General features: G+C 69.4%; 27 protein-coding genes, 2 tRNA genes and 1 pseudogene. 16 read left to right on the forward strand and 14 right to left on the reverse strand.

Going from position 1 to position 26,883, the window contains the following annotated elements; all coding sequences use genetic code 11:
• Positions 1-109 precede the first annotated feature (109 nt).
• Positions 110-1,096: a LacI family DNA-binding transcriptional regulator gene (locus PKE79_RS04715; protein ID WP_271172515.1), complete on the forward strand. Its 987-nt coding sequence runs from the start codon at positions 110-112 to the stop codon at positions 1,094-1,096.
• A 100-nt stretch (positions 1,097-1,196) separates the two neighbouring features.
• On the forward strand, positions 1,197-1,616 hold the full coding sequence (locus tag PKE79_RS04720) for a DUF3592 domain-containing protein (protein WP_271172516.1): 420 nt from the start codon (positions 1,197-1,199) through the stop codon (positions 1,614-1,616).
• A gap of 57 nt (positions 1,617-1,673) precedes the next feature.
• Here the strand turns inward: PKE79_RS04720 and PKE79_RS04725 are convergent.
• The 6 genes from PKE79_RS04725 to aztB all read right to left on the reverse strand — a co-directional run bounded on the left by PKE79_RS04725 (position 1,674) and on the right by aztB (position 6,332).
• Positions 1,674-1,746 (reverse strand) — tRNA-Ala (locus PKE79_RS04725).
• 14 nt (positions 1,747-1,760) lie between these two features.
• Positions 1,761-1,834: transfer RNA gene (locus PKE79_RS04730), tRNA-Ile, on the reverse strand.
• 184 nt (positions 1,835-2,018) lie between these two features.
• On the reverse strand, positions 2,019-3,221 hold the full coding sequence (aztD, locus tag PKE79_RS04735; protein ID WP_271172517.1) for a zinc metallochaperone AztD: 1,203 nt from the start codon (positions 3,219-3,221) through the stop codon (positions 2,019-2,021).
• A gap of 23 nt (positions 3,222-3,244) precedes the next feature.
• Complete coding sequence (aztC, locus tag PKE79_RS04740; protein WP_271172518.1) at positions 3,245-4,144, reverse strand: zinc ABC transporter substrate-binding protein AztC; 900 nt, start codon at positions 4,142-4,144, stop codon at positions 3,245-3,247.
• Positions 4,141-5,388, reverse strand: coding sequence for an ABC transporter (locus PKE79_RS04745; protein WP_271172519.1), 1,248 nt, complete (start codon positions 5,386-5,388; stop codon positions 4,141-4,143). The genes aztC and PKE79_RS04745 overlap by 4 nt, the downstream gene beginning before the upstream one ends.
• A gap of 14 nt (positions 5,389-5,402) precedes the next feature.
• Positions 5,403-6,332, reverse strand: a complete 930-nt coding sequence (gene aztB / locus PKE79_RS04750) for a zinc ABC transporter permease AztB (protein WP_271172520.1) — start codon at positions 6,330-6,332, stop codon at positions 5,403-5,405.
• A 55-nt stretch (positions 6,333-6,387) separates the two neighbouring features.
• On the opposite strand from aztB, the gene aztA reads away from it, so the two are divergent.
• Positions 6,388-7,017, forward strand: a complete 630-nt coding sequence (gene aztA, locus PKE79_RS04755) for a zinc ABC transporter ATP-binding protein AztA (protein ID WP_271172521.1) — start codon at positions 6,388-6,390, stop codon at positions 7,015-7,017.
• Between the two features lie 57 nt (positions 7,018-7,074).
• On the opposite strand, the gene PKE79_RS04760 is transcribed toward aztA, so the two are convergent.
• From PKE79_RS04760 to PKE79_RS16810, 8 genes and pseudogenes are all read right to left on the reverse strand, one after another.
• The gene (locus PKE79_RS04760) at positions 7,075-7,479 is read right to left on the reverse strand and encodes a DUF3566 domain-containing protein (RefSeq protein ID WP_271172522.1); all 405 of its coding nucleotides are present in this window, start codon (positions 7,477-7,479) and stop codon (positions 7,075-7,077) included.
• Positions 7,476-10,040 carry a DNA gyrase subunit A gene (gene gyrA / locus PKE79_RS04765; RefSeq protein ID WP_271172523.1) on the reverse strand — a complete coding sequence of 855 codons (2,565 nt, stop codon included), beginning with the start codon at positions 10,038-10,040 and terminating at the stop codon, positions 7,476-7,478. The genes PKE79_RS04760 and gyrA overlap by 4 nt, the downstream gene beginning before the upstream one ends.
• Before the next feature lie 98 nt (positions 10,041-10,138).
• A complete protein-coding gene (gyrB, locus tag PKE79_RS04770) occupies positions 10,139-12,211 on the reverse strand; it encodes a DNA topoisomerase (ATP-hydrolyzing) subunit B (RefSeq protein WP_271172524.1) in 2,073 nt (690 codons plus the stop codon).
• Positions 12,212-12,333: 122 nt separating this feature from the next.
• Positions 12,334-12,819: a DciA family protein gene (locus PKE79_RS04775; RefSeq protein WP_271172525.1), complete on the reverse strand. Its 486-nt coding sequence runs from the start codon at positions 12,817-12,819 to the stop codon at positions 12,334-12,336.
• Complete coding sequence (gene recF, locus PKE79_RS04780) at positions 12,812-13,996, reverse strand: DNA replication/repair protein RecF (RefSeq protein ID WP_271172526.1); 1,185 nt, start codon at positions 13,994-13,996, stop codon at positions 12,812-12,814. The genes PKE79_RS04775 and recF overlap by 8 nt, the downstream gene beginning before the upstream one ends.
• 115 nt (positions 13,997-14,111) lie before the next feature.
• On the reverse strand, positions 14,112-15,257 hold the full coding sequence (dnaN, locus tag PKE79_RS04785; protein WP_271172527.1) for a DNA polymerase III subunit beta: 1,146 nt from the start codon (positions 15,255-15,257) through the stop codon (positions 14,112-14,114).
• A 516-nt stretch (positions 15,258-15,773) separates the two neighbouring features.
• Positions 15,774-17,033, reverse strand: a complete 1,260-nt coding sequence (gene dnaA, locus PKE79_RS04790; RefSeq protein WP_374727778.1) for a chromosomal replication initiator protein DnaA — start codon at positions 17,031-17,033, stop codon at positions 15,774-15,776.
• A pseudogene (locus tag PKE79_RS16810) lies at positions 17,006-17,174 on the reverse strand (chromosomal replication initiator protein DnaA); the annotation flags it as partial. The gene dnaA and the pseudogene PKE79_RS16810, both read right to left, overlap by 28 nt.
• Positions 17,175-17,432: 258 nt before the next feature.
• Between PKE79_RS16810 and rpmH the strand changes: the two are divergent.
• The 13 genes from rpmH to PKE79_RS04855 all read left to right on the forward strand — a co-directional run bounded on the left by rpmH (position 17,433) and on the right by PKE79_RS04855 (position 26,819).
• Positions 17,433-17,570, forward strand: coding sequence for a 50S ribosomal protein L34 (gene rpmH, locus PKE79_RS04795; RefSeq protein WP_156242570.1), 138 nt, complete (start codon positions 17,433-17,435; stop codon positions 17,568-17,570).
• Between the two features lie 16 nt (positions 17,571-17,586).
• A complete protein-coding gene (gene rnpA / locus PKE79_RS04800) occupies positions 17,587-17,925 on the forward strand; it encodes a ribonuclease P protein component (protein WP_271172529.1) in 339 nt (112 codons plus the stop codon).
• Positions 17,922-18,272: a membrane protein insertion efficiency factor YidD gene (gene yidD, locus PKE79_RS04805; protein WP_271172530.1), complete on the forward strand. Its 351-nt coding sequence runs from the start codon at positions 17,922-17,924 to the stop codon at positions 18,270-18,272. The genes rnpA and yidD overlap by 4 nt, the downstream gene beginning before the upstream one ends.
• Positions 18,273-18,277: 5 nt before the next feature.
• Positions 18,278-19,309, forward strand: a complete 1,032-nt coding sequence (gene yidC / locus PKE79_RS04810) for a membrane protein insertase YidC (RefSeq protein WP_271172531.1) — start codon at positions 18,278-18,280, stop codon at positions 19,307-19,309.
• A 40-nt stretch (positions 19,310-19,349) separates the two neighbouring features.
• Entirely contained in the window at positions 19,350-19,844 is a 495-nt protein-coding gene (locus PKE79_RS04815; RefSeq protein WP_271172532.1) for a Jag family protein, read from the forward strand.
• A complete protein-coding gene (rsmG, locus tag PKE79_RS04820; protein ID WP_271172533.1) occupies positions 19,844-20,491 on the forward strand; it encodes a 16S rRNA (guanine(527)-N(7))-methyltransferase RsmG in 648 nt (215 codons plus the stop codon). The genes PKE79_RS04815 and rsmG overlap by 1 nt, the downstream gene beginning before the upstream one ends.
• Positions 20,492-20,568: 77 nt before the next feature.
• Positions 20,569-21,384, forward strand: a complete 816-nt coding sequence (locus tag PKE79_RS04825; protein WP_271172534.1) for a class I SAM-dependent methyltransferase — start codon at positions 20,569-20,571, stop codon at positions 21,382-21,384.
• Between the two features lie 1,252 nt (positions 21,385-22,636).
• Positions 22,637-23,563, forward strand: a complete 927-nt coding sequence (locus tag PKE79_RS04830) for a ParA family protein (RefSeq protein WP_271172535.1) — start codon at positions 22,637-22,639, stop codon at positions 23,561-23,563.
• The gene (locus PKE79_RS04835) at positions 23,563-24,576 is read left to right on the forward strand and encodes a ParB/RepB/Spo0J family partition protein (RefSeq protein ID WP_271172536.1); all 1,014 of its coding nucleotides are present in this window, start codon (positions 23,563-23,565) and stop codon (positions 24,574-24,576) included. The genes PKE79_RS04830 and PKE79_RS04835 overlap by 1 nt, the downstream gene beginning before the upstream one ends.
• A 22-nt stretch (positions 24,577-24,598) precedes the next feature.
• Positions 24,599-24,997, forward strand: coding sequence for a VOC family protein (locus tag PKE79_RS04840; RefSeq protein ID WP_271172537.1), 399 nt, complete (start codon positions 24,599-24,601; stop codon positions 24,995-24,997).
• A gap of 117 nt (positions 24,998-25,114) precedes the next feature.
• A complete protein-coding gene (locus tag PKE79_RS04845) occupies positions 25,115-26,032 on the forward strand; it encodes an SDR family oxidoreductase (RefSeq protein WP_271172538.1) in 918 nt (305 codons plus the stop codon).
• 14 nt (positions 26,033-26,046) lie between these two features.
• On the forward strand, positions 26,047-26,304 hold the full coding sequence (locus tag PKE79_RS04850) for a DUF7218 family protein (RefSeq protein WP_271172539.1): 258 nt from the start codon (positions 26,047-26,049) through the stop codon (positions 26,302-26,304).
• 161 nt (positions 26,305-26,465) lie between these two features.
• Positions 26,466-26,819, forward strand: coding sequence for a tryptophan synthase subunit alpha (locus tag PKE79_RS04855; protein WP_309299964.1), 354 nt, complete (start codon positions 26,466-26,468; stop codon positions 26,817-26,819).
• The last annotated feature ends 64 nt before the right edge of the window (positions 26,820-26,883 follow it).

Consider the following 26,883-nt stretch of genomic DNA (forward strand, 5'->3'; position numbering starts at 1 on the left):
CCTTCCGGCCGCGGCGTCATTGCAGGTGCGAGGATGGGATGAACCGCGTTGGAGCGGTACAACGATCACGGTAGACTACGACGTAATGTCCTGTCAAAAGGGGAATCTCATGACCGCGTCCCGACCGACGATCTACGACGTCGCCCAGCGCGCAGGCGTGTCGAAGTCGCTCGTCTCCCTCGTTCTCCGCGGCTCGCCCAAGGTCAGCCCGGAGCGGCGTCGCGCGGTCGAGGAGGCCATCCGCGCACTCGACTACCGTCCGAGCCGAGCCGCCACCGCGCTCGCCGGGGTGCGCACACGCAACATCGGCCTCGTGATCGACGACTTCCGCAACCTCTGGTTCGTCGACCTCCTCGATGGCATGCGCGATGTGCTCGACCCCGCCGGCTTCCAGGTCAGCGTGGCCGACCTCCGCCGAGACGCGCACGCGGTCGAGGGCTTCATCGCGACCCATGCCGAGGCCGTCGTCGTCGCCGCCGAGCCGGATGCGGCGGCCCTGCGCATCCCCGTCCCGGTCGCCGTCGTCGGCGGGCGCGCGGGCTCGATCCCCGGCGCGGACACGGTCGCGAACGACGACACCGAGGGCGCGCGGATCGCGACGCGGCATCTCCTCGAGCTCGGCCATCGTCGCATCGGGCATCTCACCGGCGGAGGAGGGTCGGCGGCCCTGCGGCGCGCTGCGTACACCCGTGTGATGCGCGAAGCCGGGCTCGATCCGCTGCTGACCGGCGGTGAGCACGAGACGAGCGACGAGGGGGGCTACCGCGCGGCACGGCAGCTGCTCGAGGCGCATCCGGACGTGACCGCGATCTTCGCGTCGAACGACGTCATGGCGCTGGGCGCCGCGGCCGCCCTGCGCGACCGAGGTCTCGCCATCCCGCGTGACGTGTCGCTCGTCGGCTACGACGACTCGCCCCTCGCGAACAGCCGCTACCTGTCGTTCACGACGATCGACGATCGCAGCCGCGACGTGGGAGCGGAGACCGCGCGCGCCATCCTCGCCCGACTCGACGACCCCGAAGCCGAGCCCCGGCACATCCGCCTCTCGCCGACGCTCATCGACCGGGGATCGACGGCGCCGCCCCGCGCACGATAGAGAAGGTTCGTCAGCCGCGCCCTCTCATGCAGCGCGTCGGCAACGAGTGTTCCCCGTCCGTTCACCGCAGGCCCCCTTCGCCGTGCGACGCTGACGGCGGATGGAGAACGCAGACGCGATGCCGCTGCCGGCGATCCTGGCGATCGCCGGCTTCTTCACCGTGATCGTCGCGATCGCCGTCGTGGTCGCCCGGGCGCTCGCGCGGAGCTACCGGCCGGTCGGCGAGGAGAGGTCCCGCGCCGACCGCCTCCAGGTGGGCGGAGTCCGCGTCGAGGCAGGCATCACGTCGTGGGCCAGGCACCCGGGCGGCGGCGAGGAGGCCCCGGCGATGCGCCTGCACGTGCGCTTCCCGTTCCGCGGATCCTCGCACGATGCGGAGCTCGTCGTCCGCATCGATCGCGCGCTCGTCGCCGGCTTCTCCCCCGGGTCGACCGTCCACCTGCTTGTCGATCCCGCTGATCCGAGTGATGTCGCGATCGATCGATCCCGCAGCCCCGTCGAGCTGCCGCGCTCCCGGTGAGCTCCGGCGCGGAAACGCGAATCGCCCCGGCCGAGTGGCCGGGGCGATTCCTGCGTGTGGAGCCTAGGAGATTCGAACTCCTGACATCTTGCTTGCAAAGCAAGCGCTCTACCAACTGAGCTAAGGCCCCGAGAGGAGACGGAGTGGGGCTACCAGGACTTGAACCTGGGACCTCTTCATTATCAGTGAAGCGCTCTAACCGCCTGAGCTATAGCCCCGTCTTGCGAGAGCCGAACTCTCAACCTGCAAGAGCATACCCGAACCGGGAGGCCGGCGCCAATCGACGCCGCCCTCCCGGGGGTGTCGCACCCGATCGCCGATGAGACTAGCCCCGGTCGCCGATACCTGCGCCCGGAGCGCTAGTCCGGGCGACGGGGGCTAGTCTCACCGGAAAGGGGCCGCTCAGCCGAGCGCGACCGCGATCTCGTTGGGAGCGGCGTCGAGCTCGACGGTCGCGACGGTCTCGCCCGTCGTCAGGTCGACGGCGTGCACGGCGTTCGACGCGGGCTCGGTGACGTAGGCGATGTCGCCGTTCACCTTGATCGTGGGGTGCGGGTCCTGCCATTCGGCCGGCCCCTCCCACGCCTCCACGACGGGGAACGCGTCGACGATCTCGCCCGTCTCGGGGTCGAGCACGTGGATCTGTCCGTCGGTCGAGAGGATGTACGCGAGATCCTCCGGCCCGCGCACGACATCGCGGTACGTGTACTGCACCTCGTCCGGCAGCTCCACGACCTCGTAGGTGTGCGCGGCGGTGTCGATGAGCGTCACCGCGTTGAGCAGGTAGCCCTCGGCGTCGGGGTCGCTCTTGTAGTCGCCGACGACGATCGGGCTCGTCTCCGAGACGTACGCGTTGCCCATCCGCCCGTACTCGTCGGGCGCCGTGAACTTCTCGAACGCGCCGTCGTGGAAGAGGAGCGCGCCATCCTCGCAGCCGAAGATCACGGCCTCGCCGGCCGCGGTCCCCTCGCCGTGGATGCCGGGGCACTCGTCGCTCGACGCGAGCTCATCCCAGTGGTCGTCGTGCGCGTGGAGCGCGACGGCACCCGACCGCGCGGTCTCGTCGCCGACGGTCGTGAGCAGAGTGCCGTCCTCGAGGACGATCGAGACGCCGTGGTGCGCGGCCTCGGAGCGGTGCGTCTCGCCCTCCGGAAGCGAGTCGTAGCCACCAGCGAACACGTCGGTGTCGAGGATGGTCGTCTCGCTCGTCGCGTCGTCGTAGAGCACCGTCTTCCCCTCGTGCACGACGACGTGCCCGGCGGCAGCCGCCTCGAACACGAGGTCGGTGAGCTCGGGCGCTCCCGTGTCGAGGATCTGGAATCCCTTCGACGTGGTCACGGCGATCGTCCGTCCGTCGCCGAACGGATTGAGCCGCGTGAACTCCTCGGTCTCGAAGGTGTCCACCACCTCGAGCGAGGTGCCGTCGAGCACCGCGATGCCGTTCTCGTAGGCCACCGCGACGCGACCCTCCGCCGGAGCCGCCGGCTCCTCGCTCGCGGTGTCGGGGGCGGCACCTGAGCCCGACGTGGTCGCGCACGCGGTCGCGAGGAGGGAGACCCCCGCGATCACGGCCGCCGCCGTCAGACGTCGTGTGTGTCGTGTCATCGTGTTCCTTTCCGGGATGGCCTTCAGCTCAGGCCCTGGGAGATGCGCTCGGTGTTCGCGCGCATCATGGTGAGGTAGGTGTCGGCGCCCTCTCCGGGCTCCGTGAGCGACTCCGTGAAGAGCTCGACGACGTCGACCTCGATGCCGACCTCGCTCGCGAGCACCTGCACGAGCCGGTCGGGCTGCGAGGACTCCGCGAAGATCGTCGGAACCCCCGCCTCCTCGATCGCGCCCGCGAGGTCGCGCAGGTCGGCGGCGCTCGGCGCCGCGAGGGTGGTGCCGCCGGGGATGACCGCGCCGATCACGCGGAAGTCGAAGCGGTCGGCGAGGTATCCGAAGACGTGGTGGTTCGTGACGAGGGCACGTCGCTCCTCGGGGATCGCCGCGAACGCCGCGGTCATCTCCTCGTCGAGCGTCGCGAGCTCACTCCGATAGGCGTCCGCGTTGCCTCCGACGACGGCGGAATCGATCCCCGGGATGTCGGCGACCGCCGCCTCGAGCGCATCGACGACCTCGACCATCCGCGCAGGGTCGGTCCAGAAGTGCGGGTCCGGCGCACCGCCCTCGGCGTACGGCAGGACGTCGACGACGTCGCCGGCCGCGAGCATCCGCGCCCCCTCCGCCTCCGCGCGGTCGAGGTGCTGCTGCAGCCCCTCCTCGAGGCCGAGCCCGTTCGACACGATGAGGTCGGCATCGCCGAGCGACGCGGCCTCCTGTGCCGAGATCTCGAAGGAGTGCGGATCGGCGTTGCGCTTCATGAGGGTGAGCACCTCCGCCTCGTCGCCCACGACGCTCTGCACGACGTCGCCGAGGATGTTCGTGGTCACGACGATCCGCGGCGTCTCGTCCGCGGGGGCGATGGCCGCGCACCCGCTCACCGCGAGCGCGAGCGCAGCCAGCAGCCCGGCAGCCATCCGCCTCATCGCCCGACCTCCGCGACGAACGCGGGAGCCGTCGGCGTCTCGAGCGATCGCGCGACGCGCGCGCCGTCGGCGTAGGCGATCTCGTGGACGACCCCCTCGCGCGGCGCGTTCACGTACGCCCGCTGCGCATCGACCGTGAGCGAGACGCCCGCGAGCGCGTCGGCGTCGGCCAGCGTCTGCGGCAGGAGCGGCTCGGACGCCCCGATCTCGGCACCGGTCTCGGCGAGGTAGACGCGCACGCGGCCCTCCGCATCGAGCGCGACGACATGACCGTCCGCGTCGTCGACCGCCGCGACGCGCAGAAGCGGCGCCTCCGTCTCGACGAGCCGCCACGCCCGCTCCCGGGTGTCGAGCAGCCAGAAGCCGCTCTCCCCCGCGAGAGCGGCGACCGTCGGGCGCCCCTTGCGGCCGTCGAACGCGGTGGCGCGCTCGGCGGTCGTCCCCTCGGGGTACGGGATGCGCTCGAAGACGGGCTCGCCGCGGTCGACCGTCGCGAGCACCGCGCCGTCGGCGCAGCCCACGACGAGCCCGACGCGCGTCGTGATCGTGCCCTCGGCGTCGACGCACGGTGTCTCGGCCTGCGCCTGGTGGCCCTCTGCCGTGACGAGGCGCAGACTCTGCACGCGGCCATCCGCGTCGGCCTCGCTCACGAGCGCGCCCGCACCGAGCGGCGCGATGATGCCGTCGGCGGAACCGGCGTCGAGACGCAGCGTCTCGACGATCTCGCCGTTCGAGAGCGCCTTGTTATCGAGCAGCACGGCGTCTTCGCCGAGGACGATGCCCGTCGCGCTGGCCGTCGCGAGCGGTCCCGTCGAGACCGCGGCGGTGCCCGACCCCTCGAGCGTGCCGACGAGGCGCGGCTCCGCGCGGTAGTAGTGGAAGTGGTCGACGTGATCCCAGGTCCACGTGCCGCTGTCGACGATCTCGACCCCAGCCTCGGTCGTCGCGAAGACGTAGCGGCCATCCGTCGCGACCGCGGTCGGAGCGCCGATCTCGCCGAGCTCGACGGCCGTTCCGTCAAGCAGGTCGAGCACCCCGACGGCCCCCTCCTCGTCGATCGAGACGAGCTGAAGCGGCGGCTCGTCGACCTGAGCGGCCCCGGCCACCGACCCGTGTCCGTCGGCTGCCGGTGACGAGCTCGTCGGCGGTGCGGCCGCCGGCGCGGTTCCGGCGCATCCGGCGAGGAGCAGAGCTCCCGCACCCAGGGCGATCGAGAGTCGGTGGCGGGGGAGGTTTCGGGTCATGGGTTCCTTCCGGGTCATCGGATCGCCGCCGTTCGGGCGATGTGCGGTTCGCGCGAGCGCGCGGTCGCGGAGGCGTGCGTCGGCCCATCCGCGGTCTCCGGGCCATGGGCCGCGGTGCGGCGGCGCATCCGGTCGATGCTCGATCGGACGACGCCGGACAGCGCCGCGAGGAGGATGGCGCTGCCCGCGATCGAGGCGCCGGCGGCGGTGCCCGCGTTCCACGACACGAGGAGGCCCACGAGCACCGAGAGCGCGCCGATCGCGCCCGCGAGCGCCATCGTGACGGGGATGCGCGTCGTCCAGGGCCGCGCGGCGACCGCCGGTGCGAGCAGGAGCCCCACGACGAGCAGCGACCCGACGGCCTGATACGACGAGACGACCGCGAGCGTCACGAGCCCGACCAGCGCGAGCTGCGCACGACGGGGGCGCAGGCCGAGGGTGTGCGCGATGCGCCGGTCGAACGCCGACGCGACGAATGCGCGATGGAACAGGGCGGCGACCGCGACGGTGACGACGAGCGCGCCGGCGAGGAGCGCGATGTCGCCGAGGTCGACCGCGAGGATGTCGCCGAAGAGCATGGCGGTGGCATCCGTGGCGAAGGTGCGCGAGTGCGACACGATGATCACGCCGAGGGAGAGCATCCCGACGAAGAGCAGCCCGATGCTCGTGTCGTATGACAGCCGCCCCCGCCGCTGCAGCGCTCCGATGGCCGCGCTCATCGCGACGGCGCTCACCGCGCCTCCGATGAGGACCGGCAGCCCCAGCACGGTCGCGATCGCGACGCCGGGGAGCATGCCGTGGCCGATGGCCTCGCCGAGAAAGGCCATCCCGCGGATGACCACCCAGGTGCCGACGATGCCGCAGATGAGGGCGACGAGCACGCCGCCGGTGAGGGCGCGCAGGACGAACGCCGTGCTGAGGGGATCGAGGAGCCAGGAGGACACGGTGGTCGAGCCTAACTCAAAATGAGAACGATTATCAATTGCTATAGTGGGCGGGATGCGCTCCCATCGCCCCGCCCTGCTCGCCCATTCGCTGTGCTTCGCCTACGGAGCAGAGGATGCCGTGCACGACATCTCCATGCATCTCGCCTACGGCGAGGTGACGGCGATCGCGGGCGCCAACGGCTCGGGGAAGTCGACCCTCGTCGAGCTCCTCGCCGGCGTGCGCACGCCGCGGTCAGGTCGGGTCTCCCGAGACGGCGACGTCGCCCTCGTGGTGCAGCGCCCCGAGGCACCCGACACCCTGCCCGTGACGGTGCGCGAGACGGTCGCGATGGGCACCTGGGCGCGCGGGGCCCGTCGTCGCCGAGCGGATGGCCGGCGAGCGGTCGCCGACGCGATCGCGCGCGTCGAGCTCACGGGACTCGAGGAGCGCCCCCTCTCCAGCCTCTCGGGAGGGCAGCGTCAGCGCGCCCTGCTCGCGCAGGGGATCGTGCGTCGCCCGGCTATCCTGCTCCTCGACGAGCCCGCCGCCGGGCTCGACGCGCGCAGTCGCGACCGCACCCGCGCCATTCTGCGCGAGGAGGCCGCGCGCGGAGCGGCGGTCGCCTGCGTGACGCACGACGAGACGTCGATCGCGGCGGCCGACCGGATCATCCGCCTCGAAGCGGGACGCGTGGTCGCCTGAGGCGAACGCGAAAGGGCCGGGCATCCGAGGATGCCCGGCCCTTTCGCGTGAGGCGGGTCAGTTCGAGGTGAAGCCCACGAGCAGACCGCCCGTGATCTTCACGGCGAGGTTGTAGATCCCCGCCACGACCGCGCCCAGCACGGTCACGACGATGAGGTTGAGGATGGCCACCACCGCGGCGAACGCCATCACCTGCGGAAGCCCGACGAACGCGGACAGCGTCAGCTCTCCGTCGGAGAACGCCGCCATGAGCTCATCGGCCTGGGCGATGAGGCCCGTCGTCTGCACGACCATGTAGATGAGGAAGAACGTCACGATCGTCACGACGGCGAGCGCCACCGCGGCGAGGAAGGACAGCTTCACGGCCGACCAGAAGTCGACGTACACCAGGCGCAGACGCACCTGCTTCGCGCTGGTCTTGTGCGCCTGCTTCTTGGCGAGCTTGTCCGCTACTGTGCTCATGCGTCAGTGGTTCCTTCGGGGGTCTCGGATCCCGGGGCCGCCTCGTCGGCGTCTTCCCCGCTCTCGTCGCTCAGCCCGCGTTCGGTGTTTCGGGCGATCGCGAGGATGCGGTCGTTCTTGTCGGGCCGCGCGAAGACGACACCCATCGTGTCGCGGCCCTTCGCAGGTACCTCGGCCACGGCAGAGCGTACCACCTTGCCCTTTTCGAGAACCACGAGAACCTCGTCATCCTCCTGGACGATGAGGCCGCCGGCCAGCACGCCGCGGTCGTCGTTGAGCTTGGCGACCTTGATGCCGAGACCGCCGCGGCCCTGGACCCGGTACTCCTCGATCGCGGTGCGCTTGGCGTAGCCGCCGTCGGTCACGACGAACACGTACGAGCCGGGTGCCGCCACCGATGCCGACAGCAGGTCGTCGCCCTCGCGGAACGACATGCCCTTCACGCCGCTCGTCGAGCGGCCCATCGGACGCAGCGCGTCGTCGGTCGCCGAGAACCGCAGCGACATGCCGTGGTGGCTGATGAGGAGGATGTCGTCGTCCGCGTTCACCGTGAGCGCACTGACGAGCTCGTCGCCGTCGCGCAGGTTGATCGCGATGATGCCGCCCTGGCGGTTCGAGTCGTACTCCGTGAGCCGCGTCTTCTTCACGAGGCCCGAGCGCGTCGCGAGCACGAGGTACTCGGCGTCGTCGTACGACTTCAGCTCGATCACCTGGGCGATCTGCTCGTCGGGCTGCAGCGCGAGGAGGTTCGCCACGTGCAGGCCCTTCGCGTCGCGGCCGGCCTCGGGAACCTCGTAGGTCTTGGTCCGGTAGACGCGGCCCTTCGTCGTGAAGAAGAGGAGCCAGTGGTGGGTCGTCGTGACGAAGAAGTGCTCCACGACGTCGTCGGCGCGCAGCTGCGCGCCCTTCACGCCCTTGCCGCCGCGACGCTGGGAGCGGTAGTTGTCGCTGCGCGTGCGCTTGATGTAGCCCTCGCGCGTGATCGTGACGACCATCTCCTCCTCGGCGATGAGGTCCTCGATCGACACGTCGCCGTCGAAGCCGTGGAGGATGTGGGTGCGGCGCTCGTCGCCGAAGCGGTCGACGATCTCGGTGAGCTCCTCGCGGATGATCACGCGCTGACGGCCCTCGTCGGCGATGATCGCCTTGTAGTCCTCGATCTGCGCCTCGAGCTCGGTGGCCTCGTCGATGATCTTCTGGCGCTCGAGGGCGGCCAGGCGGCGCAGCTGCATCTGCAGGATGGCGTCGGCCTGGATGTCGTCGATCTCGAGGAGCGCCTTGAGGCCCTCGCGCGCCTCGTCGACCGTCGGGGAGCGGCGGATGAGCGCGATCACCTCGTCGAGGGCGTCGAGCGCCTTGAGGTACGCGCGCAGGATGTGCATGCGCTCCTCGGCCTTGCGGAGGCGGAACTCCGTGCGGCGGACGATGACGTCGAGCTGGTGGGCGATCCAGTAGTGCACGAAGCCGTCGAGCGGGAGCGTGCGCGGCACGCCGTCGACGATCGCGAGCATGTTCGCGCCGAAGTTCGTCTGCAGCTCGGTGTGCTTGTAGAGGTTGTTCAGCACGACCTTCGCGACCGCGTCGCGCTTGAGCACGATCACGAGACGCTGGCCCGTGCGGCCCGAGGTCTCGTCGCGGATGTCGGCGATCCCGGTGACCTTGCCCTCGCGGGCGAGCTCGCCGATCTTCACGGCGAGGTTGTCGGGGTTCACCTGGTACGGGAGCTCGGTGATCACGAGGCACGTGCGGCCCTGGATCTCCTCGATCTCGACGACCGCGCGCATCGTGATCGACCCGCGCCCCGTGCGGTACGCCTCGTGGATGCCCTTCGTGCCGAGGATCTGCGCACCGGTCGGGAAGTCCGGGCCGGGGATGCGCTGCATGAGGCCGCCGAGCAGCTCCTCGCGCGGCAGGTCGGGGTTCTCGAGAGCCCACAGGGCGCCGTCGGCGACCTCGCGCAGGTTGTGCGGGGGGATGTTCGTCGCCATGCCGACCGCGATGCCGACCGAGCCGTTGACGAGGAGGTTCGGGAAGCGCGCCGGGAGGACCGACGGCTCCTGGGTCTCGCCGTCGTAGTTGTCCTGGAAGTCGACGGTCTCCTGCTCGATGTCGCGCACCATCTCGAGCGCGAGCGGGGCCATCTTCGTCTCGGTGTATCGGGGCGCGGCCGCGCCCTGGTTCCCGGGCGACCCGAAGTTGCCCTGTCCCTGCGCCAGCGGGTACCGCAGCGACCAGGGCTGCACGAGGCGCACGAGGGCGTCGTAGATCGCCGTGTCGCCGTGCGGGTGGTACTGACCCATCACCTCGCCGACGACGCGGGCGCACTTCGAGAACTTCTTGTCGGGCCGGTAGCCGCCGTCGTACATCGCGTACACGACGCGGCGGTGCACGGGCTTGAGGCCGTCGCGCACATCCGGAAGGGCACGCCCCACGATCACGCTCATCGCGTAGTCGAGGTAGCTGCGCTGCATCTCCGACTGCAGGTCGACCTGGTCGATGCGGCCGTGGTTGTGGGCCGCCGTGAGGTCGGGGCGCTGCTCGTCGTTGCTCTCGTCAGTCATGGTCTCTCAGTTTCGGATCAGTTCGTGAGGTCGGCGTGCGACATCTCGACTCGCTTCGCTCGCTCGACGACCGGGTGGCGTCTCGCTCGCCGGAGTCGTCAGATGTCCAGGAACCTCACGTCCTTCGCGTTGCGCTGGATGAAGCTCCGGCGGGACTCGACGTCCTCGCCCATGAGCACCGAGAAGATCTCGTCGGCCGCGGCGGCGTCGTCGATGGTCACCTGACGCAGCGTGCGCGTCTCGGGGTTCATCGTCGTGTCCCACAGCTCCGAGTCGTTCATCTCGCCGAGACCCTTGTAGCGCTGGATGCCCGCGTCCTTCGGGAGGCGCTTGCCGGCGGCCGCGCCCTCCTTGAGGAGCGCGTCGCGCTCGCGGTCGCTGTAGACGTACTCGTGCGGCGCGTTCGACCACTTCAGGCGGTAGAGCGGCGGCATCGCGAGGTACACGAAGCCGGCCTCGACGAGCCCGCGCATGTAGCGGAACAGCAGCGTCAGCAGGAGCGTCGTGATGTGCTGGCCGTCGACGTCGGCATCCGTCATCAGCACGATCTTGTGGTAGCGCGCCTTCTCGATGTCGAACTCGGGCCCGATGCCCGTGCCGAACGCCTGGATCATCGCCTGGACTTCCTTGTTGCCCAGCGCCTTGTCGATGCGCGCCCGCTCGACGTTGAGGATCTTGCCGCGCAGGGCGAGGATCGCCTGCGTGTGCGGGTCGCGGCCGCCCACGGCCGAGCCGCCTGCGGAGTCTCCCTCGACGAGGAAGATCTCGCTGATCGACGGGTCCTTCGACGTGCAGTCCTTGAGCTTGTCGGGCATCGCGGCCGACTCGAACACGCTCTTGCGCCGCGCCGTCTCGCGCGCCTTGCGCGCGGCCATCCGCGCCGTCGCCGCGTCGATCGCCTTGCGGATGATGTTCTTCGCCTGCGCGGGATTCCGCTCGAACCAGTCGGCGAGCTGGTCGTTCACGACCTTCTGCACGAAGGCCTTGGCCTCGGTGTTGCCGAGCTTCGTCTTCGTCTGGCCCTCGAACTGCGGCTCGGAGAGCTTCACGGAGATGACGGCGGTCAGCCCCTCGCGGACGTCGTCGCCCGTGAGGTTGTCGTCCTTCTCCTTGATGATGTTGTTCGCACGCGCGTACCGGTTGACGAGAGAGGTGAGCGCCGCGCGGAAGCCCTCCTCGTGGGTGCCGCCCTCGTGCGTGTTGATCATGTTCGCGTACGTGAAGACGTTCTCGGTGTAGCTCGTCGTCCACTGCATGGCGATCTCGACGGCCATCCGGCCATCGCCCTGCTCCGACTCGAGCACGACGATCTCCTCGTTCACGCGCTCGGCCTTGCGCACCTTGTTCAGGTACTCGACATAGTCGACGAGGCCGCGCTCGTAGTGGAAGACGTTGTGGCGCTTGACCATCTCGGTCGAGCCGTCCTCGGCCTCGACCTCCTCCGCCGACGACTCGCGCTCGTCGGACAGCTCGATGCGCAGGCCCTTGTTGAGGAACGCCGTCTGCTGGAAGCGGGTGCGGAGGGTCTCGTAGTCGAACTCGACGCCCTCGACGAAGATCTCCGCGTCGGGCCAGAACGTGATGCTCGTGCCCGTCTCCTCGGTGGCCTCGCCCTGCTCGATCGGCGCGATCGGCACGCCGCCGCCCGAGAACGACTGGCGCCAGACGTAGCCGTCGCGCTTGACCACCGCGTCGAGGCGGGTCGAGAGCGCGTTGACGACCGACGAACCGACGCCGTGCAGGCCGCCGGAGACCGCGTAGCCGCCGCCGCCGAACTTGCCGCCCGCGTGCAGCACGGTGAGGACCACCTCGAGCGTCGACTTGCCCTCGGTCTTGTGCATCGCGACGGGGATGCCGCGGCCGTTGTCGACGACCCGCACACCGCCATCCGCGAGCAGCGTCACGACGATCGTGTCGCAGTAGCCCGCGAGCGCCTCATCGACCGAGTTGTCGACGATCTCGTAGACGAGATGGTGCAGACCGCGCGGACCGGTCGACCCGATGTACATGCCCGGGCGCTTGCGCACGGCCTCGAGGCCCTCGAGGACCTGGATCGCATCGGCGCCGTACTCGTTCTGCACCTTGCGGGGGCCCGATGCGGCGTCGCCCCTCTCGTCTGCCCGACCGTCGTCGATCGGCTCGGACTCGTTCTGAGGGGTTTCGCTCGTCATAGGAAGAAGTGCTCCACATCTGTGATCGGCAGCCTTCCGAGTCTATCGTCCCGAGCGCTCGGCCGCGGCCGTCACCGCCCGTCTCACGCGAGAAAAACAGGCAGCCTACGATCCGACCCGTGCTAGCCGTAGGTATCGCGCGGGCCGCGCCCTGGAACGCGCCTGATGCCGTGATTCCAGGAGGGCACGTCGGGCCCGAAGAAGCGGATGTCGGTGACGCCCGCCTCGGGGTACAGCTGCACGACCCGCGTGAGGAAGTGCGCGCGCATGAGATGCATCTGCTTGCTGCGCGGCGTCGAGTCGCACCGCACGACGACGACGCCGTTCGAGAAGGTCTCGATCCGGGAGTGCGCGGCGTTGTCGGGCCCGGCGATCTCCTCCCAGTTCAGGGCGAGGTCCTCGCGCTGGAGGTGCGGCTCCCATCCGCTCGATCGGGTGAGCACGTCGAGCGCCTCTCCCAGCGGCTTCGGGTCGCGCCCCGGCGCGAACGGCGCGTTCTCATCGTCGTCGTCGACGATCCGCCGCTTCTTCCGGTACCTCTTGCTGGGCTCGAGCCCGCGCAGCCGCAGGTACGTCGCGATCGTCTCGGGGACCTCGGGCTCAGCCATCCGAGGGCTCCGGAGAGAGCGGATGGTCCGCGAGCGGCCCGAGGACGGCTCCGGCCTCGATGCGCACGGCGTTCGCACGCAGCGGCTCGGGCACGTCCGCGGCGACGGCCGCGGTGACGAGCACCTGCTCGAAGTCGGCGACCACGTCGGCCAGGCGCCGGCGGCGGTCGGCATCGAGCTCGGCGAACACGTCGTCGAGGATGAGGATGGGGTCGCCGCCCTGAGACTCGGCGCGCAGCAGCTCGGCCGACGCGAGGCGCAGGGCGAGCGCGACCGACCACGACTCGCCGTGCGACGCGTAGCCCTTCACGGGGAGGCCGCGAACCGTGAGCAGCAGGTCGTCCCGATGCGGACCGACGAGGGTCAGCCCGCGGTCGAGCTCCTGCGCGCGGCGCGCAGCGAGCGCGGATCGGAAGAGCTCCTCGGTCGAGCCCTCCTCCGCGCCGGCGGGCAGCTCATCCCCCTCCTCGGGATCGGCGCCGCGGACGGAGAGCACCCAGCTGAGCTCGGGGCGATGGTCCTCGCCCGCCACCCCCGCGTAGGCCGCGGCGACGGGCTCGGCGAGATCCTGCGCGAGGCGCACGCGCGCGTCGATGAGCTGCGAGCCCAGCGCCACGAGCTTGTCATCCCACACGTCGAGCGTCGACAGCTGCGCCCCCTTGAGACCGCGCGCCCGCGCGGACTTCAGCAGCGCGGTGCGCTGCCGCAGGGTCCGCTCGTAGTCGGCGATGACGCCGGCCATGCGCGGCGTGCGCTGGATGAGCAGCTGGTCGGCGAAACGACGACGCTGCGAGGGGTCGCCGCGCACGATCTGCAGGTCCTCGGGGGCGAAGAGCACAGCCTGCGCGTAGCGCGGCAGCTCGGAGGTGCGCACGGGAGAGCCGCTCACGCGGGCGCGGTTCGACCCCTGCTTGTTGATCTGGAGCTCGAGGGTCACGCGACGGGCGCCGTGCGCGAGGCGCGCGCGGACGAACGCCGCGTCCTTCCCCTCGCGCACGAGCGGGGCATCCGACGACACCCGGTGCGAGCCGAGCGTCGCGAGATACGCGATCGCCTCGGCGAGATTGGTCTTGCCCTGGCCGTTCCGCCCGACGAGGACGTTCGGCCCCGGCTGCAGGGCGAGCTCGGCCTCTGCATAGTTGCGGAAGTCGACGAGGCTGAGGTGCTCGACGATCATGTCCTCGACCTCCTTCCGGGATGCGCGGAGGCGATCCAGGACGTCGTGTCGCGACGTTTCGTCTCGCTCCGCTCGCTCAACGACCGATCAGCGGCGCGCGGCCCGCGCCGGGGCCCTACCTCAGCAGCAGGTTCGGCTGGAGCAGGTACTTGAACGAGTCCTGACCCGCCTGGTCGACCGACGTCTGGCTCGTGATGAGGATCGGGCTCAGCTTGTTCGCGTTGTCGCTCGACGTGAACGTCACCCGCACGAACTCGCTCTTCACCGCGCCGAGCGCCTCGAGCAGGTACTGCGGGTTGAGCCCGAGGGTGACCTCGTCGCCGCCCGTGAGGTGCGCATCGACCGACTCGGACGCGCGGGCCTGGTCGCCGCCCGAGGCGTCCATCGTGACCTGCGAGGTCGAGAACGTGAAGCGCAGCGGCGCCGAGCGGTCGAGCACGAGCGACACGCGGCGCACGGCCTCCGCGAGGTCGGCGGTGCTCACCACCGCGTAGTGCTCGGTCTGCGCGGGGAACAGACGGCGGACCGGCGGGAAGTTGCCCTTGATGAGCAGCGACGTCACCGTCTTGTTGCCGGCCGTGAAGGCGATGATCTCGCGGTCGCCCGAGCCGGAGAACGCGATCGAGATGTTGCCGCCGTGGGAGAAGGTCTTGCCGACCTCCTGCAGCGTGCGCGCCGGCACGAGCGCCGTCGCCTCCTGCTGGCTGCCGTCCCACGGGATGTCGCGGAGCGCGACGCGGTACCGGTCCGTGGCGACGAGGCTCAGGCCCGTGCCCGAGACCTCGAGCTGCACGCCGGTGAGGACGGGGGTCACGTCGTCGCGCGACGCGGCGAACGCGACCTGCGAGATCGCGGTCGCGAAATCGTCGCCGGGAACGAGGCCCGACTCGCCCGTGACCTCCGGGATCGCCGGGTATTCCTCAACCGGCATCGACGCGAGAGCGAAGCTCGCGGAGCCGCACGTCAGCGCGATGTTGCCGTCGTCCTCGGTCGAGATCTGGATCGGCTGGTTCGGCAGGCGGCTCGCGATGTCGGAGAGCAGTCGGCCGTGCACGAGGATCGTGCCCGGCTCGTCGACCGTGGCCTCGATCGTCGTGCGCGCCGACGCCTCGTAGTCGAACGCCGAGAGGGCGAGGCTGCCGTCGCCGTTCGCCTCGATGAGCACGCCCGCCAGGATCGGCTGAGGGTTGCGCTGCGGCAGCAGCTTGACGACGAATGAGACGGCCTCGCTGAAGACGTCGCGGTTCACGTGGAACTTCACGTGTCGCTCCCCTCGGAATCACAACAACGGGCGCTCTTGGCCCACGGGTCTCCCATGCTAGTGCCCCGCGTTCGACCGTCCGTCGAGAAGGTCATCGGAGGCCCTTTCAGACAAGAGATCTCTTAACCGTGTTAACCGCTGTGGACAGTGTGGATAACTCTGTGGATGCGAGGCGGGAGTAGGGAACGACATGTGTGTGACTTGTGGAGGAGCTGCGGACGCGTCGTGGACGGCTCGGATGGCCGCCGAGCCGCTGTCACAGGCGGTTCCACACATCCGTGGCGTGTCCTCCACACCATCCGAGGCGTGTCTCCCCAGTTATCCACAGGAGTTTTCACATGGGGAGAACTTGTTATAGGGGGTCGACGCGCCCTGCGTCAAGAGCGCGTTCAGGCATACGTCACGCGGCGTACAGGTGACGGAAAGCGCATGTCCCGATCGAGGCCGTATTGTCCGGCAGACGCCGACGAGGGCCCGGAACGCGTGGTTCCGAGCCCTCGTGCGGGAAGGGGCGGGTCAGCGCCGCCCGAGCTGCGTGGTGATCTCCTGCACCTGGTTGTAGACCGAGCGCTTCTCCTTCATGAGCTCGTTGATCTTGCGGTACGCGTACATCACCGTCGTGTGGTCGCGTCCTCCGAAGAGCTGCCCGATCTTGGGGAGCGAGAGGCTCGTGCGCTCGCGGCAGAGGTACATGGCGATCTGACGGGCCTGCGCGACGGACTGGGCGCGGCTCGAGCCGTGCAGATCGTCGGCGGTGAGCTTGAAGTAGCCGGCGGTCACGCTGATGATGTCGTTCGGCGACACGACGGTGTCCTCGGACTGGTCGACGATGTCGCGCAGCACGGTCTGGGCGAGCTCGAGGGAGACGGGCGACCTGTTGAGGCTCGCGAACGCTGAGACGCGGATGAGGGCGCCCTCGAGCTCGCGGATGTTCGTGGAGACGTTCGAGGCGATGTACTCGATCACGTCGTCGGGGATGTCGAGGCGCTCGGCCTGCCCCTTCTTCCGCAGGATCGCGACGCGCGTCTCGAGATCGGGTGCCTGGACATCCGTGATGAGGCCCCATTCGAAGCGGCTGCGCATGCGGTCCTCGAAGCCCGTGAGGAGCTTGGGCGCGACGTCGCTCGTGATGACCACCTGCTTGTCGTGGTCATGCAGCGTGTTGAAGGTGTGGAAGAACGTCTCCTGCGTCTCTGCCTTGCCCTGCAGGAACTGGATGTCGTCGATCAGCAGGATGTCGACCTCGCGGTACCGCGCGTTGAAGGCGGCGCCGCGGTTGTTCGCGATCGAGTTGATGAAGTCGTTCGTGAACTCCTCGCTCGAGACGTAGCGCACGCGGACGCCGGGATAGAGGTTGAGCGCGTAGTCGCCGATCGCGTGGAGGAGGTGCGTCTTGCCCAGGCCCGAGTCGCCGTAGATGAAGAGCGGGTTGTACGCCTTGGCCGGTGCCTCGGCGACGGCGACGGCCGCGGCGTGCGCGAACCTGTTCGACTGGCCGATGACGAAGTTGTCGAAGGTGTACTTCGGGTTGAGGCGGGTGTCCTCCCGCGACCTGCTCTGCGGCGGCGCCGACGCGGACGTCGATGCGACAGGGCGCTGCGGAGCCTCCACGGGGACCGGCGGCGCGGGCGCGTCGAAGGACGCCTCGGTGAGCTCGGGATTCACCGACACGCGGAACGACTTGGCGTCGGCGCCGATGCGCTCGAGCGCCTCCATGATCGGCTCGCGCATGCGCTTGTTGATCTGGGCGGCCGTCAGATCGTTCGGCACGTCGATGTAGAGGGTGCCCCCCATGACGCCCTGAGGGACGGCGAGACTCAGGTATCCCTCGAGAAGAGGAGTGATCCGATCGTCGCTGGCCAGCTCCGCCAGCACCGTGCGCCAGACGGGGACGTCCGGGATCTCGTGCGCGCTCATGGCCTCCCCTAGCCTGTGGATAACTTCGTGACACGCTAGTGGATGGATGGCGAACGGCAAACTCCGTCTTGGCGCGCGCTCGCGTGTTCCTGCGGGCGCGGATCCGACACTGTGGAGATACTGTCAGGTTGTCCGCCTCATTTGCAGGATCGCCCTCGGTCGGCGTACTCTAAATCGGTTGACTTATGCCCTTCCGGGCTCCACCAACTCTCGTCTCCGGTCACATGATTCCGGTGACCATCCCTCCGGAGTGATTCCATGAGCAAGCGCACTTTCCAGCCCAACAACCGCCGTCGTGCCAAGAAGCACGGCTTCCGCGCTCGTATGCGCACCCGCGCCGGCCGCGCCATCCTCGCCGCACGTCGCGGCAAGGGTCGCGTCGAGCTCTCGGCGTAATCCCGACGACGAGTCCGTGCTCGCGAGGCCGCATCGCCTGGTCCTCGGCGCCGACTATCGCAAGGTCGTGCGTCGAGGCTCTCGATGCGCCGGTGCGTCGACCGTGACGCACGTCGTGCACTCCTTCGAGGAGCGCGCGCCGCGGTTCGGATTCATCGTCAGCAAGGCCGTCGGCAACGCCGTCACGCGGAACACCGTGCGCCGCCGCCTCAAGGCGGTGTGCGCGGAGGCGCTTCCGGACGTGCGACCGGGGGCCGATGTCGTCATCCGCGCCCTGCCCTCGGCGGCCGACGCCACCTTCCAGGAGCTCCGCTCCGAGGTGACGCGCTGCCTCGCGCGCAAGGCGGCGGCATGAGCGTGCTGCCCGCGTCGGCCACAGGGTCGGCGCGGTTTCGCGTATCCGACGCCGTTCGGGCGCTCCCGCTGCTGCCGCGCAACGCCGGCCTCGTGCTCCTGCATGGATATCGCGCGACGATCTCGCACCTCTACGGCGACGTCTGCAAGTACTACCCCTCCTGCTCCGCATACGCGGTGACGGCCGTGCAGCAGCACGGTCTCGTGAAAGGATCGGGACTGGCGGCGATGCGCATCGCCCGGTGCCACCCGTGGGCTGCGGGCGGCGAAGACGACGTGACGCCGCACCCGCGCTTCCGCTACGACCTCACCCGTCACGGCTTCGTCGTGCCGCTACGAAAGGACTGACCTCCGTGGACTTCCTCGGAATCATCCTCTGGCCCATCCGCTGGGTCATCGAAATGATCCTCGTCGGCTGGCACGCCGTCCTGACCTTCTTCGGCATGCCGGTGGACGGCGGACTCACCTGGGTCCTCTCGATCGCCGGCGTCGTCGTCATCGTGCGCACGGCTCTGATCCCGCTCTTCGTGAAGCAGATCAAGAGCCAGCGCAAGATGATGGAAATCGCTCCTGAGATGAAGAAGATCCAGGAGAAGTACCGGGGCAAGCGCGATCAGCTCTCTCGCGAGGCGATGAGCCGCGAGACCATGGCGCTGTACAAGAAGCACGGCACGACGCCGGTGTCGAGCTGCCTGCCTCTGCTCGTGCAGATGCCGGTCTTCTTCTCGCTGTACTACACGCTGTACGACATCAAGGCGCACGCGGCCGCGAACAAGGGCGGCGTCGGCCTGCTGTCGCCGGAGCTCACTCAGCAGTTCAACGACGCGAAGCTCTTCGACATCGCGCCGCTGAGCGAGACGCTCGTCGACGCCATCCAGTACCGCCCCGACGGCTGGGTCGGCACCACGATCATCCTCGTGATCATGGTCGCCCTGATGATCGCGACGCAGTTCTTCACGCAGCTGCAGATCGTCTCGAAGAACCTCTCGCCCGAGGCCAAGACCGGCCAGGCGTACCAGATGCAGCGCATCATGCTCTACATCATCCCGTTCGCGATGATCTTCTCGGGCGTCTTCTTCCCGCTCGGCGTCGTCTCGTACTGGTTCTTCAACAACCTCTGGACGATGTGCCAGCAGTTCCTCGTGATCCGCGAGCTCCCGACGCCCGGCTCGGATGCCGCGAAGGAGCGCGAGGCGCGTCTCGCCCGCAAGGGCAAGGCGATCAACAGCCAGGGCAAGGTCGTCACGATGGCCGAGTACGAGGCCGAGCAGCAGGAGCTGCTGCGCAAGGCCGAGGAGGCCCGCGCGAAGCAGCCCAAGCGCCAGCAGCCCATGAGCGCGAAACGCGCGAAGAAGCAGGAGCGGCCCGACGGCGCGTCGAGCTGACGCCCCCTCCGCCCGGACCGGCCACACGAGAATGGACGCCATGAACACGCAGCCCGCCACCGCGGCCGACGCCCCCACCGAGGCCGACCTCGAGCGCGAGGGCGACGTCGCCGCCGACTTCCTCGAGGGCCTTCTCGACATCGCCGACATCGACGGCGACCTCACGCTCGACGTGCGCCAGGGGCGCGCGTACGTGTCGGTCGAGTCGGACGACGCGTCGCTGCGCGTGATCTCGCACCCGGACACCGTGCAGGCTCTGCAGGAGCTCACCCGGCTCGCGGTGCAGAGCGAGACCGGCGCCTTCTCGCGGCTCATCCTGGACATCGGCGGCTCGCGCGACATCCGCCGTCGACAGCTTGAGACGCTCGTCGACGCGGCCGTCGCGAAGCTCGAGGAGGGGGCCACGCAGGCGTCCCTTCCGTCGATGTCGTCGTACGAGCGCAAGCTCGTGCACGACATCGCTGCGGACCGCGGTCTCGTCTCGGAGTCGTACGGCGAGGGACCCGACCGCCACACGGTCATCCGCCGCGGCTGATGGTCTCCTCCCCCGCCGGCCTCGAGGCCGAGCCCGCCGAGGCGGCCGCGCTCTTCGGAGATCGGATCGATCTGGCGCGCACGTACACGCAGGCGCTCGCCGAGCACGGCGAGGAGCGCGGGCTGATCGGCCCCCTCGAGGTTCCGCGCCTGTGGTCGCGCCACATCCTCAACTCCGCCGTGACGGCGCCCCTCTTCCCCGAGGGCGGACGCGTCGGCGACGTGGGGTCGGGTGCCGGCCTGCCGGGGCTCGTGCTCGCGATCGCGCGGCCGGACGTGCAGTGGGTGCTCATCGAGCCGATGGAGCGTCGCACGACCTGGCTCAACGAGCAGGTCGCGGCGCTCGGCCTCGACAACGTCGTGGTCGAACGCGCACGCGCCGAAGAGGCGGGGCGCTGGGAGGGTGTGCTCGACGCCGTCACCGCACGCGCGGTGTCGGCGCTGAGGACGCTCATCCCCTGGACTGCTCCGCTCGTGCGCGACGGCGGAGAGCTGATCCTTCTGAAGGGGCAGAGCGCTCCGAACGAGATCGATGCCGCGGCGAAGGCCATCCGGAAGTACAAGCTCTCGGATGTCCGCGTCGAGATGGTCGGCGAGGGCACGATCTCCGAGCCCACGCGGGTCGTGCGCGCTCTCGTCCGCGCGTAATTGCCTGCTGATCTGGGATTCCCTTCGTCGTACGACCGGTGATGGTTCCGTGCGCCGCCTCTCGGTAGCCTCGGAGCATGGATCAACGCGAGCGCGACGAACGCATCCGCGCGTACTACGGGGAGCATTTCGACGAGGGCGAGCGCCTGTCCTCGCGATCGGCGGCGGGTCGACTCGAGTTCCTCCGTGTTCAGTCGCTGGTCCGCGCCCGGCTGCAGCCCGCGTCGACCGTGCTGGACGTCGGCGGCGCGACCGGCACGCATGCGCGCTGGCTGGTTGCCGACGGGCATGCCGTGACCCTGGTCGATCCGGTGCCTGCCCAGGTCGACGTCGCTGCCCGCATCCCCGGGGTGAGGGCTCTGGTCGGGGATGCACGTTCTCTGGAAGACGTCGACGCGAGCGCGGACGCGGTGATCATGCTCGGGCCGCTCTACCACCTGCAGGATCGGGCCGATCGGCTGCGCGCGTTGGCTGAGGCGCTCCGCGTCCTGCGCCCGGGTGGAGTCGTGTTCGCGGGAGCGATCTCTCGCCTCTCTGCACTGACCAAGACGGTGCTGGCTCGTGGATTTCGCGATCTGCCCGCGGATGAGGTGCGCGTGCTGCTCGAGAACGGAACCACGGCGGGATCGCTGGCGCCCGCCGCGGGGCGCTTTCCGGGTGGTCATCATCACACGGCTGCGGAGCTCTCCCACGAGCTTTCGGAGGCCGGCTTCGTGGACGTGGAGGTCGTGGGGCTGGAAGGTCCCGGCGGGATGGGTCTCGAGCTGATGGCGCCGGACGAGGAGGTGGTCGCGGCCGGGGACGTGCTTGCGAAGCGCCTGGAGGCGAGTCCGTATGGCCCGGACCTGTCACCGCACCTTCTCGGCATTGCGTCGAGACCGCACGAGGTGTGAGTCGCTGCGCACCCGGCGTGGTCCTGGGTGCAGATGTGTTTCACGTGAAACCCGCGCGGGAGTGGCTGGATTGGTTGCGTGTGTGCACCGGGTTCGCGCGGCGTTTCACGTGAAACGCCGCGGGCCCTCGCGGATCGCATCGCTGCCTCGTGTGACGGCTCCTGGATGCGTGGCCGGCCACGCTCTCGGGCGCTGACGATACGGAGTGACGCGCGGCGGGAGTGGCGGTCCGCGACGTCGATGAATCTGGATCTTCCGGTTCACCGCGAGTACGCGCCCGGATGGGACGATCACGAGGATCGGAACGCATTTGCGTCTCGACCGGCGCAATGGACCCGGGCGTACCGGCGCTCGCCCGCACGCGCACACCACTCGGCACTGAAGCCTGAGATGTCGCGTTTCACGTGAAACATTGCAGAGCGCGCCGACCGCGGTCGCGGCCAGCGGGTGTCGCGCGAGCTGTAGCGCCCCATGCCGTCCCGAGGCGCGTAGGTCCGGAGGAGAGGACGCGTTGTGAGGATGGTGAGTCGTTCCACGTGGAACAGAGCCATGTTGCTCCGTGTTGGCGGCACCTTGAAGACGGAAGCGACGCCTCGGACTCGGCAGCGTGAGGGACCTGGGAGCGCGACGAGACGTCGATGTGGAAGCCCGCTTGCTCGTGGGCGCTTCCCGTCTGTTCCCGGGCCGCACTCGCGCTCTGCAGGAATCTCACTCGTCAGATCCAGTGCAGCGCGGGTTGTCTCCGTGATTTGATGCGGGACGTTCCTCGATGTGTTCCGCCCGTCGGTCTCCCCCGCCCTAGCCGCGTTCGGCTCTCCGGTCGCCCTGCATCGACTCCGCAGATGCGGTTGGGTAGACCGTTGGCTCGAGACCAGACCGGTCGGGACGTTTCACGTGAAACACCTGGGCGGCCGACCGAATCGGACCGCGGCTACAATCCGGACCGTGAACTCATCGCTCTGCAAGACCCGGGTGCTACCCCGCGCGCATCTCGGTTGCACAGGCACGATGGCTCGCACGGCTTATCCCGGGCTCGAGTGCGGCCTTGCCGCACACGATGTTTCACGTGAAACACTGCGGGCCATCGGCGCGAGAACCGGACCGGTCGTACGGCGAACGCCGTGATCGACGTGACGTTTCACGTGAAACATCCCGTCGGCGCGAACACCCGTCCTCTACCTGGGTGCCCCTGCAGGCGTGGCGGGGTATCGCCCGTTAGAGTGGAGAGCGTCTGCTCGCGGCGAAGGGATGAGTGTTTCACGTGAAACAGTCCGGCAACATCACGGAGCCTGACGACAGTCCGATCGCGCGGGAGCTGGCCGACCTCACAGCCCGTCGCCGCGCGCTTGCGGACGTCGAGGTGTCGTTCACCGGCCCCACTCGGATCATGACGATCTCGAACCAGAAGGGCGGGGTCGGCAAGACCACGACGACAGTGAACATCGCTGCCGCGATCGCCTCGCTGGGCGGTCGTGTCCTCGTGATCGACCTCGATCCGCAGGGGAACGCGTCGACGGCGCTCGGTGTCCCCCACAACGCCGAGAGCCCGAGCATCTACGACGTCCTGATCGACGACGTTCCACTGAAGGATGTGGTCCAGCAGAGCCCTGAGGGCGAGACACTGGTGTGCGCACCGAGCAACATCCACCTCGCCGGCGCTGAGATCGAGCTGGTCACGCAGGTCGCCCGTGAGCAGCGACTGAAGACCGCTCTGGCGGAGTATCTCGAGGATCGCGAGGAGCGCCTTGACTTCGTCCTGATCGACTGCCCTCCCTCGCTGGGGCTTCTCACGATCAACGCGTTCACGGCAGCGACCGAGGTGTTCCTCCCGATTCAGTGCGAGTACTACGCGCTCGAGGGATTGAGCCAGCTCCTCGGGAACGTGAAGATGATCCAGAAGCACCTCAATCCGCGCCTGCGTCTGTCGACCATCCTTCTCACCATGTTCGACGCGCGCACGCGACTGTCTCAGCAGGTCGCCGACGAGGTGCGAGGGCACTTCACGGGCGAGGTGCTCGACACCGTCATTCCGCGCTCCGTGCGCGTCTCCGAGGCACCGAGCTTCGGGCAGACGGTCATCACATACGACGGCAACTCCGCGGGTGCGATCGCGTACCGCGAGGCCGCGCTCGAGATCGTGCGACGCGGAAGCGCGGACGCGAAGGAAGGGGAATCCTGATGGCGAAACGTACTGGTCTGGGTCGCGGCATCGGAGCGCTCATTCCGACCTCGGAGCTGAGCGACGAGCGTCCCGTCGACGTCTTCTTCCCGTCGTCGACGAAGACCAAGGGCTCGAGCGCCGGCGAGACCGCGCCGCGGAAGCGCGCGTCGAAAGAGGAGGCCTCCCCCACGTCGGGCGAAGAGCTCGTCGAGGTCCCGGGTGCGCGCCTCGTGCACATCGACCCGAAGGCGATCGTCCCCAACCCGCGTCAGCCGCGCACGAACTTCGACCCCGACGATCTCGCCGAGCTCGTCCACAGCGTGAAGGAGTTCGGCGTCCTGCAGCCGGTCGTCGTGCGCGACAAGGGCGACGGGACGTACGAGCTCATCATGGGCGAGCGCCGCACGCGAGCGTCGCGAGAGGCCGGACTGACCGAGATCCCGGCGATCATCCGCGACACGGCGGATGAGGACCTCCTGCGCGACGCTCTGCTGGAGAACCTCCACCGGTCGCAGCTGAATCCGCTCGAAGAGGCGTCCGCGTACCAGCAGCTCCTCGAGGACTTCGGGATCACACAGGAGAAGCTCGCGACTCGGATCGGACGCTCGCGCCCCCAGATCAGCAACACCATCCGTCTCCTCCGGCTGCCGGTGCCCGTGCAGCAGCGAGTGGCGGCGGGCGTGCTCAGCGCCGGCCACGCGCGCGCGATCCTCTCCCTCGAGACCGAGGAGCAGATGCAGCAGCTCGCGGACAAGATCGTCAACGAGGATCTGTCGGTCCGGGCTGCCGAGGCCGCGGCCAAGCAGATCGCGGCGGCCGGCACCGCAGCTCCCCAGCGCACGCCTCGCCCTCAGGGTGGAGCGCGGCGCGCCTACCTCGATGAAGTGGCGACGCGACTCGGCGACCGCTTGAGCACGAAGGTCCGGATCAAGCTGACGGCAAGAAAAGGCCAGGTCACGATCGATTTCGCTTCGATCCAGGACCTCAATCGGATGCTCGAGGAGATCGGCGAGACCGCTTACGGCGAGTGAGGGCGGCGGCTAGCGTGGTCGCATGACCGCGCCCACGCCGTACATCTTCTTCCCCGGCACCTGCCGGGAGGCCCTGGAGCACTATCGCGCCGTGTTCGGCGGTGAGCTCGAGCTCCACACGTACGGCGAGTTCGGGCGCACCGACGGCCCTGCCGACGACATCGCGCACGGCGACCTCCTCGGGCCCGTCTCGCTTCAGGGCGCGGACGCCGGCGCCGACGAGGACCCGGTCGCGTTGACCGGGGTCATGCTGTCGCTCCTGGGGCGATCTGACGCGGCTACGCTGCACCGATGGTTCGATGCGCTGGCCGAGGGCGGAACCATCGTCTCGCCGCTCGAGAGGCGCTCCTGGGGCGACTGGGACGGGATCGTCGTGGATGCGCACGGGCTGCGCTGGCTGATTGGCTACCGCGGGGCCTGAGCGCTGTCCGTAGGGCATGCGCCACACGACCGTCAAGGGGTTTCGAGCAGGGTCACGGATTCGTAACGTCGAATCCGCACGACCTGTCGAGACACCGAGCCGGGAGGACGAAGCCCCATGGAGACGACCGAGAACGCAGGCACGAGCGGAGCGCAGAGCGGGCAGGACCCGCGCGATGCGAAGGACGGGGGCCCCTTCCCCGAGCAGGAGCAGGAGACGCAGCCGGGGCTGACCGAGGAGATGACCCCCGAGCCCGACCACGGCGAGTCGAGCTGGGTCGGTCGAGGCCGCCTGATCGGGCGCAAGGCGCTCATCACGGGCGGCGACTCGGGCATCGGCCGCGCGGTCGCGCTCGCGTACGCGCGAGAGGGCGCGGATGTCGCGATCGCGCACCTTCCCGAGGAGGAGGCCGACGCAGCCGAGACGCGGCGTCTCGTCGAGGCGGAGGGTCGCGTGTGCGCGACATTCGCCGTCGACCTCACCTCCGAGCAGGAGACCGTCGAGCTCGTGCGCGCGGCGCGCGAGGCCCTCGGCGGCATCGACATCCTCATTCCCAACGCCGCCTACCAGAAGCAGCGCGACGGCATCGAGTCGATGCAGGTGTCGGAGATCGAGCGCGTGTTCCACACGAACCTCGTCTCCGCCATCGTGCTGGCCCGCGAGGCCGTGCCGCACATGCCGGCAGGCGGCTCGATCATCGTCACGACGTCGATCCAGGCGTCCGAGCCCTCCCCCGGGCTGCTTGACTACGCCATGAGCAAGGCCGCTCTCGTGGCCTACGCGCAGGCTCTGGCGCAGGAGCTGGCCGAGAAGGGCATTCGGGTCAACGCGGTCGCTCCTGGCCCCATCTGGACGCCGCTGATCCCCGCGACGGGCTTCCCTGCCGACAAGGTGAAGACCTTCGGCTCGGACACCCCGCTCGGCCGGGCCGGCCAGCCGGCCGAGCTCGCGGGCGCCTACGTGTACCTCGCGAGCGACGAGGCCACGTATGTCACCGGTGCGGTCATCCCGGTCACCGGGGGCCGCCCCTTCTGAGAGGAGGCACGCAGATGCCCAACCCGAGGATCAAGGACGAGAAGCTCTACGAGGAGCTCCGCGAGGACGGCGCGTCGGCCGAGAAGGCCGCACGCATCGCGAACGCGGCCGCGCGAGACGGCCGGAGCTCGGTCGGCAAGCGCGGCGGCAAGGCGGAGGACTACGAGGAGCGCACGGTGCCGGAGCTGAAGAAGCGCGCGAAGGAGCTCGGAATCGAGGGGTACTCCAAGCTCCGCAAGGGCGAGCTCATCGACCGGCTCCGCAACCACTGAGCCGCCCCGCGGCCGCACCCCCTCCATGTCTCACTCGGCGAGGCCATCCGGACCCGGATCCCTCGTCGAATGAGACATGCAGAGTCGGGAAGCGCGGGAGAGCGCGGGCGGAATGGGGTGCGCGCGGCCCTCGTGCGCGTGCACGCGCGTACGCTTGACGGGTGGAGCTGCCCGCCGAATCCCTCCCCCGCCGCCGCGCGAGCGTCGAGGTGCTGCGCGCCGAGGCGGCTGACGAACTCGCGGCCCTCATCCACGAGCGGCTGCGCGAGGGCGAGGATCCCTGGGACTTCATGGAGGACCTCCCCACGGTCGACGAGCTCGTCGTCTTCACGCTCCGGGCTGAGTACATCGAGGCGGATGGCGGCCTGCGGCCCACGCACGCGCGCAATCAGCGCGTGCTGCGGCTCATCGCGGCCGAGTACCCCGAGCTCACGAAGGCCGTCTGGCGGCTCATCGGCCAGGAGAACACCCACCGCCGCTGGGACGCCGTCGTCCGGGTCGTGGATCGCGGCTGACACGGCGAAGCCGCCCTGCGGACGGATCCGCAGGACGGCTTCGAGGTGCACGCGGCGCAGGATT

This window comes from Microbacterium barkeri, from assembly GCF_027921765.1.
GTDB lineage: Bacteria > Actinomycetota > Actinomycetes > Actinomycetales > Microbacteriaceae > Microbacterium > Microbacterium barkeri.